At 69.0% G+C, this 7,568-nt stretch carries 6 protein-coding genes and 2 pseudogenes; 5 read left to right on the top strand and 3 right to left on the bottom strand.

What is annotated here, in order from left to right; translation table 11 throughout:
* A pseudogene (locus tag AB0G02_RS23965) lies at positions 1-207 on the top strand (hypothetical protein); the annotation flags it as partial.
* 100 nt (positions 208-307) lie between these two features.
* On the opposite strand, the gene AB0G02_RS23970 reads toward AB0G02_RS23965, so the two are convergent.
* The 3 genes from AB0G02_RS23970 to AB0G02_RS23980 form a co-directional block, all read right to left on the bottom strand.
* Positions 308-1,852, bottom strand: a complete 1,545-nt coding sequence (locus AB0G02_RS23970) for an SMI1/KNR4 family protein (RefSeq protein WP_360797701.1) — start codon at positions 1,850-1,852, stop codon at positions 308-310.
* 82 nt (positions 1,853-1,934) lie between these two features.
* On the bottom strand, positions 1,935-3,317 hold the full coding sequence (locus tag AB0G02_RS23975) for a glycoside hydrolase family 6 protein (protein WP_360797702.1): 1,383 nt from the start codon (positions 3,315-3,317) through the stop codon (positions 1,935-1,937).
* Between the two features lie 159 nt (positions 3,318-3,476).
* Positions 3,477-4,892 (bottom strand): phosphatase PAP2 family protein, encoded by a 1,416-nt coding sequence (locus AB0G02_RS23980; RefSeq protein ID WP_360797703.1) that lies wholly within the window; start codon positions 4,890-4,892, stop codon positions 3,477-3,479.
* A gap of 718 nt (positions 4,893-5,610) precedes the next feature.
* On the opposite strand from AB0G02_RS23980, the gene AB0G02_RS23985 reads away from it, so the two are divergent.
* The 4 genes and pseudogenes from AB0G02_RS23985 to AB0G02_RS24000 all read left to right on the top strand — a co-directional run.
* On the top strand, positions 5,611-6,303 hold the full coding sequence (locus AB0G02_RS23985) for a hypothetical protein (protein ID WP_360797704.1): 693 nt from the start codon (positions 5,611-5,613) through the stop codon (positions 6,301-6,303).
* 384 nt (positions 6,304-6,687) lie between these two features.
* Positions 6,688-7,167, top strand: coding sequence for a DUF2975 domain-containing protein (locus AB0G02_RS23990; protein ID WP_360797705.1), 480 nt, complete (start codon positions 6,688-6,690; stop codon positions 7,165-7,167).
* Positions 7,167-7,418, top strand: a complete 252-nt coding sequence (locus AB0G02_RS23995; protein WP_360797706.1) for a helix-turn-helix transcriptional regulator — start codon at positions 7,167-7,169, stop codon at positions 7,416-7,418. Before AB0G02_RS23990 ends, AB0G02_RS23995 begins: the two co-directional genes overlap by 1 nt.
* Positions 7,415-7,531: pseudogene (locus AB0G02_RS24000) on the top strand (ABC transporter ATP-binding protein); the annotation flags it as partial. The gene AB0G02_RS23995 and the pseudogene AB0G02_RS24000, both read left to right, overlap by 4 nt.
* Positions 7,532-7,568 lie beyond the last annotated feature (37 nt).

The raw sequence follows: 7,568 nt of genomic DNA on the forward strand, positions 1-7,568 counted from the left end.
ATCACCGAAGCCACCCACGGCAAGATCGTCCTGCGCACCCAGGCCGGCAACATCACCATCCACGCCGCCACCGGCATCCCCGCCACCCTCGACGCCGGCACCACCCACGGCCGCATCAACAACGCCCTCAGGAACGGCGAAGGCACGGCCGCCCTGGACATCCACGCCACCACGTCCTACGGCGACATCACCGCCCGCAGCCTCTGAGGAGCGCCGGGATGACGGGCACCGCGGGAGCCGCCGGAGCGGGGAGCGACTGCTCCGGCGGCCCGTCCCGCGCCACGGGCGGGGTTCGCGGGTGGGTCGACTACCCGGCCGAGGTCAGCCGCTCCGACCACTCGACCAGGTCCGCCAGCCGCGCGTCCCCGGCGAACCGGGCGGCGGCCAGGCGCGCGGGCAGGCGGCCGGCGGCGAGCAGCTCCGCCCACTGGTCGCCGTTGAGCACCAGCACCCGGACGTCCAGGTCCGCCAGCGCCGCCACGTCGTCCACCACGGCCTCCGAGAGGTCCACGAAGGACAGCGCGGGCAGCGCGGCCAGGTCGGTGACCCGCACCGGGAGCCGCTTCACGGTCAGGTCCCACAGGGTCGGGTGGCCGGCGAGCGCGGCCAGGTCCGCCTCCCGCGCTTCCAGGTGGAGGGCCTCGACGCCCTCGGGCAGCCGCAGGTCGACCCGTCCGGCCCGGTTGACGCTCAGCTCCAGCACGCGCGGGGTGGCGGTCAGGACCCGCAGGTCGAGCTCGTCGGCGTCGTTCAGGTAGAGCTGCTGCACGGTGTCGGGGGACCGGATCCCGCGCACCGCGTCCGGCAGGCTCCGACCCTCCAGGTTCAGCGAAGCCGAGTACGGGTCGTCGCCGTCGGGCAGGGACTCGTCCAGCCAACCGCCCGACTCGACCTCACCCCGGTCCAGCAGGTCGAGCACGGCCGTCATGCGCGCAGTGACCGAGGAGTCGAGGTAGCCGAACGGCCCGTGGTAGTCGCGGCCGTAGACGAGCAGCTGGCCGGGGCGGCCCGCCGGGCCCGGGTCGAGGTCGACGGCGCACCAGTTGCCGGCGTGGTCCGAGGCGATGATCACCCACCAGTCGTCGCGCGACACCCTGCGCACCACGCCGGGCGGGTGCGTCTCCAGCACGACCCGGTTCAGCCCGAACAGGTCCTCGTGCCAGTTCCAGGCGCCGGGGAGGAACTCGAGGTACTCGGAGACGACGGTGTCCAGCGGCATCAGGCTGTAGCGGCCCAGCAGCCCGCTCTCCCGCGGGTCGTGGCCGATGAGCCGGTACAGCGCCCGCACGTCCTCGGGCAGCCGCAGGCCCATCGCGCGCTCGGCCTCGGCCAGCTGCTCCTCGGTGCGCGGCTCGCCGAACTCGGGGTCGCTGCCGCTCCCGCGCCGGTGGTGGTCGGTGAACCGGGCGACCAGCTCGCCCACGTGCCGCAGCACCGCGGGGTCCGTGGGCTCGCCCGTCGGCCTCGCCGCTTCCGGTCGCGGCATGCCGGCGGCGGGGTGGTTGGGGTGCCGGTGGAAGGGGTCGAGCACGACCGTGTCCGACGTCGTCGAGGAGGTCGCGAACGCGTGCCGGAACGCCGCGCCGCCGCTGCCGTCGACCGAGACCTCCACCAGCAGCGGCCGGTCGTCACCGGGCGGGCGCAGGGATTGTTCGAGGTCGCGGAGGAGCTCGTAGTCCGCGACGAGGTCGTCGTGCGCGCTCCCGAACCCGGCCGCGTGGTCGGGGAAGGTGCGGAACTGCATCGCACCGGAGGTCATCTCCACCTGCCACGTGCCGGGGGTGTTCGGGTCGAGGACGGTCCGCACCCTGCGCACCAGCTCGTCGGCCGGCGCTCCGAGATCTCCAGTCACGCCCGGGAGTGTGCCACCGGGGTACGACGGAACGCGGTGCTCCGGGGTCGCGACCCCGGAGCACCGCGCGATCTCCGACAGGTCAGAGCCGCGGGTAGGCGTTGGCCAGCAGCTGGCGGAACTGGGCGGAGAACCACTGCCCCGACAACGGCGCACCGGCCAGCGCACCGGACATGTTGTTGCCGTTGCGGGCGTTGCCGCCGTAGGTCGGGTCGCACATCCGGTCGAAGCCCTTGCCCTCGTTGTTCGGGATCGCGGTGCTCGAACCGTCGGACTCACCCGGCGGCTTGGCCCACACGTAGGCGTCGATGCCGGCGGCCGGGCTCGCCTTCGGCCGCTCACCGATGCCCGCCCCGGACTGGTTGCACCAGTTGCCGAGGTGGATGCGGCGGTCGATCCGGCCGCCGTTGACGTAGGCGTCGACGCTGGTCGTCGGACCCGCGGCCGTCGGGCGCTGGGCGCCGCCCCAACCGTTGCGGGAGGTGTCGATGAGCATGCCGATGTTCGACGGGAACCCGGCGCTGATCAATTGTGTCCGGAACGCCTGGGCGAACGTCAGCTCGTCCACGTACCGGTTCCAGTCCACCCACTTCGACTGGCGCACGGAAGTGCCGTTAACGGTGTCGTTGATGGTGAAGTAGTTCTCCTTCAGGACGCCGTAGTTGGCCGTGTTCGCGATGAATCCGGTGACGTTGTTGACCGTGCTGCCCGAGGCGCGGGCGGCTTGGGCGAACAACGTCGCGGAGGCGCTGAAGTTGTCGTCCCACCCGATCCAGCCGTGGTGGGCGGCGTCGATGTAGTTGTAGACGTTGCCGATCGCGCCGAGCTTCGCCAGCGCGTAACCGACGCCGTTGACGTAGTTGCCGTTCTGCAGCATCCGGTCGCACTGCGGCGTCGCGGTCGCCCGGCCGCCGACGTTGGTCACCAGGTTGGGCAGCGAGTCGATCTCGATGATCGTCGCGATGCGCAGGCTCGCGTACTTGGGGTCGGCCATGATCGCGGCGATCGGGTCGATGTACTCGGTCTTGTAGCGGGGCAGGTCGTCCGGGCCGAGCTCGCCGTTGGACGCCAGCGCCGCGCAGTCGCGGCCGGGCAGGTTGTAGATCACGAACTGGACGACCATCGTGCGGCCAGCCGCCTGGCTGAGCGCGTTGTCCAGGTGCGAGCGCAGGCCGCGGGTGCCGTTCACGCCGTTGATCGCGGCGATCCGGTCCAGCCAGATGAACGTCGGCTGGTTGGCGATCGCGGAGCCGCCGTCGGCGCGCGCCTTCGCGGACCAGTCGGGGTTCACGTAGACCGACGCGCCGGAGTACGGGTTGTCCACGCGCGCGGCGGCCGACACGTCGTCTGCGGCGGCGGGGCCCGCACCGAGCGCCATGGCCGCGGCGAACACGAGCGCCGCCGTCGCCGCGAGTCCGCGACGTGGCCGCCCCCTGGTCAGGCCTGGTGATGACTTCAGTGGCATCTTCGGCTCCCTGGTCGGAGATCACAACAGGAGGCGGCGGATTTCCGGGAACGCTCCCAGAATTCGGACCGTAGCAGGGTTGTGACGACCCGTGAAGAGCCTCGGAGATTGTCGGAACACTATTCCTTATATTCCAGACGAGCTGGAAGGAAATGTATATTACTTATTCTTTGACGATTCGACTTCATTCGACTTCGAATGAGTTTCGACGGTTGCGGTATTCGGCTGCTGAACCGGTTCACCCCGTTGGGCGCGAGAGAGCGTCGCCAAGGTCACGGCGGTCACCCAGGGCAGGGCGAGCAGCGTGCTGCCGAGGACGTCGGTGGGGTAGTGGACGCCCGTGTAGAGCCGTTGCAGTGCGATCAGGGCGGGGAGGGCGAGGGCGACCAGGGCCACCGGCAGGCGCCACCACCTCCGCGTGCCGCGCAGGACCAGCACGGCCACCGCCGTGCCGAGCACCAGCGACGCCGCGACGTGACCCGAGGGGAAGCTCGACGTGGGCGGCAGGTTCCCGGGCAGCTTGGCCGCCGGGCGGACCCGGTCGATGATCGCGGTGGTGGTCAGGAACAGCGTCACCTCGCCCACCATCGCCACCACGACCAGCAGCACCGGCCGCCAGGACCGCGTGGTGGCCAGCGCGAGCACGCACACGACCGCCGCGGCCCCGATCACCGGTCCCGTGCCGCTGAACGCCCCGACGCCCGCCGCCACCGCGTTCCAGCCCGGCGTCCGGTGGGCGGCGAACCACTCGACGACGGCGCGGTCCCACGCCGGCGGGACGTCGGGTCCGGCGGCGGTGAGCAGCGAGCCGAGGGAGAACAGCACGCCCAGCAGCAGACCCCAGGCGACCAGCAGCCGTGCCGCCGTGGGCCGGAAGTCCGGCGCCAGGTGGACCCGACGACCCGACACCGGCCGCAGGTCGTCCGCCGCCTCCGGGACCAGGCCCTGCGACAGGGGCGTCTCGGGCAACCCCTCGTCACGACGCCAGCGGCGGAACGCCTCGGTGGTCAGGACCAGCCACAACACGCCCAGCAACCACCCGCCGAGCACGTCGGTGGCGTAGTGCGCGCCGAGCGCCACCCTGGTGAAGCCGACCACGAGCACGATCCCGACCACCAGCGAGGTCAGCACCAGCCGCGCCCGGCGCACGGAGGCGAAGACCAGCAGCAACACGCCGTACGTGACGGTCGCGCCCAGGGTGTGCCCGCTCGGGAAGCTCCAGCCCGGGACGGTGGCCACCTCCACGTCGACCAGCGGGCGCACCCGTCCGACCAGCGCCTTCACCACCACGCCGAGCAGGCCTCCACCGGCCGCCGTGACCACGACGTGCGTCGCGACCCACGGGCGTCGGCGCAGGAGCAACCACGTCACGGCCAGCGCGGTCACTCCGGTGAGCGTCACCGTGTCACCGAGCGAGGTGAGCGCGGTGAGCACCCCGTCCCAGCCGACGGCCCACCTCGTCAGGCCGTTCGAGATCGCCTGGTCGACTTCGCGCAGCGGCGCCCAGCCCGACCAGACCAGCGCCATGACCACCGCGAACGCGACCCCGACGGCCGCCGTGACGGCCAGGGACACCGCACTCCGGACCGCGAATCCCTCGACGGTCCGGACCGCTGGTCGTGCGTCACGAGTCGCAATCACGGAGGTGGTGTGCCCAAACGTGCCGGTCGGCAACCCTGCCCCACCCGTCCTCCGGCCACTGTGGACGGTCGGCGTACGGGTGAATGGCCCGTCATCACCGCGAACTGTGCGTCGACACCCAGTGAGGGCAAGGGGAGTTCGCTTCGGGGGCGTAGGGACCTTCGTGCCCGGTCATGAACGGTTGACACTCCAACGCCTTCCGGCATGCTGGACGGTCTCCCCGGCGGATCCCCCTGATCGCATGGGCGGGAACGGTAACAGCACCGTCGGAGGCACCCGTCGTAGTACGAGCGCATCGTCGACTGCCTCACCGAAGGTGACATCTGGACCTGCGCCGGCCCGGCGGCCGACCTGGTCCGTGGACAAGGTCGGCCAGACCCTGAAGCCCGCCTACAAGGTCATCGGTCGGCGGGCGTCGCGTGTAGACCATCCTCGACCCCGCCCTTTCGCACCCCCGCTGGGTCGACGCCGAGAGCCGCTTCGTCACATCGGGGACCTTCAGCGGGGCGAAGTTGCTCGGCAGTCGATCCGGCACCAGTGGTCACGGGGGTGCGGCGATACGCTCACCCGATCCCTGTGTACGACCCCACTGTCGAGAGCGTTGCCTCGCGAATTGCATGTGAAGGGTGTTGTGGAGTCACGAGGTTTTGTCTTGGATGATCCGAGCGGCTTGTCGGAACGTGCTGTCGATTTTCTTCGTTCCCACGCTGGCCGGCAGGCGTATGACGTGGGCCTGACTGGGAACGCGTTGCGCCAGCGTCTCGTTGACGTATTCGGTCCAGGACAATTCGACCACGTCGTTCCCATGGTTGAAAGTGTGCAGAGTCGCTGGGGAGGCCTCACCTACCAGAGTGGGCTGTTCGACAGTGCTGTCGTTTTCTCGCCGGTATGCGATCCGGAAGAGTCCGATGAGCCCCTCGAGATCGACTACGCAGTGGAGTCGGCAAGCCCGGCAGGTGCCTCCGTCGATCTCGAGGGTCGAGTGTTGATTGGGTTCGATGCCGGTAGCGTGCGGGAGTTCGTCAGCCTCGATTCAGTGATCGAGTGCGATGCGATGTTCTCCATGGTGTCGTCCTCGATGTCGGAATCCGGTATGATTTATGACTCAAGAGATAGTGCTGTCGACTTCACTCACAGGGTCTTGAGCTGCTTCGCCGGCTCCTTGGAAGTGGTTCCGGAAGCGTCCGGTGAGAACCTGACGTGGCTGATCGACGACAATTTGGCTGTGTACGCATGCGCGACTTGGTCCAAGCTCGGACTCGGTCTTCCGTCGTATGTCAAGGTTTGGGCGAAGAATGCGGAGTTGATCCAATCCGCAGGGTCAAGGCTGTCTGCGGTGCTCTGAGCGTCTACTTCCGTATGCGACAGGGGGGAGGGATGGAATCTTGGCTGACAACGGCGATATCGAGCGTGTAGTCGGAATTGGCATCTTGTGATTACCCGGAGGAAGTTTGGTGTGGTTGTCGATGAGGCTGTCGCGGCTGGACTTCGCTCTCAGTCGCGTGCGGAGGTCGTGATTTTCGTTGCTCGTTGCGAGGCGTTGGTGTCGTGTGGAGTCCTCTTGGAGGTCGGCTTCCCGGTCGGTCGGTCGTGGGTGGTGATCAGGTGCGGGGTGACGGGTCGTAGGGCTGCCGACCACGGTGGGGTGGAGGCGCGGTGACGGTGGGTAGTTGTCGGGAGACGATAGGTACCGATTGACTTTCGATAGGTAACGCGCGAGACTCGATGTATGGTTGCAACGCATCGAGCCGTGGCCGCGCTTCGGGTCTTCCTCGTGTTGATGTTCGGCGTCCTGGTCCTGTTCCAGGTCATGTCACTACCCGGCCAGTTCAGGTACATGGCGGAGCAGTCGCCGGACAAGGCGTACTTGCGGTGGCCGTTGACGGCGGTGTCGATCTTCCTCGTGCTCTGCGTGCAGGTGGTCATCGTGGCCATCTTGAAGCTGCTCACGCTGGTCAAGAAGGACCGCATCTTCAGCGAAGCGTCCCTGCGCTGGGTCGACGCGATCGTGTGGGCCATCGCGGCGGCCTGGGTGGTGTTCGGCTGCCTCTTCCTCTACGTCGGCTTCAACGCGGACGACCCGGGTGTCCCGCTGGTCATGTTCCTGATGGCCATCGGCATCACGGTGGTCGGGTTGTTGATGGTCGTCATGCGCGCCCTGCTGCGGCAGGCCACCACGCTGCGGACCGACATGGAGTCGGTGATCTGATGCCGATCATCGTGCGCATCGACGTCGAACTGGCCAAGCGCAAGATGAGCGTGGGCGAGTTCGCGGAACGGGTGGGGCTCACCCCGTCGAACGTGGCGGTGCTGAAGAACGGGCGGGCGAAGGCGGTGCGGTTCAGCACCCTCGAAGCCATGTGCCGCGTCCTGGAGTGCCAGCCCGGCGACCTGCTCGAATGGGTCGACGACGACGAGGCGGTCACCAGCACGGCGTCCGCCGGCGAGGAGGGCCGGTGATCGAGGTCCGCGGGCTGACCAGGCGGTACGGCGACGTCCTCGCCGTGGACGACCTGAGCTTCGACGTCCGACCCGGGACGGTGACCGGGTTCCTCGGGCCGAACGGCGCCGGCTAGTCCACCACCATGCGCGTGCTCCTCGGCCTCGACC

Origin of the sequence: Actinosynnema sp. NPDC023658, assembly GCF_040639995.1 — a bacterium.
Classification (GTDB): domain Bacteria; phylum Actinomycetota; class Actinomycetes; order Mycobacteriales; family Pseudonocardiaceae; genus Actinosynnema.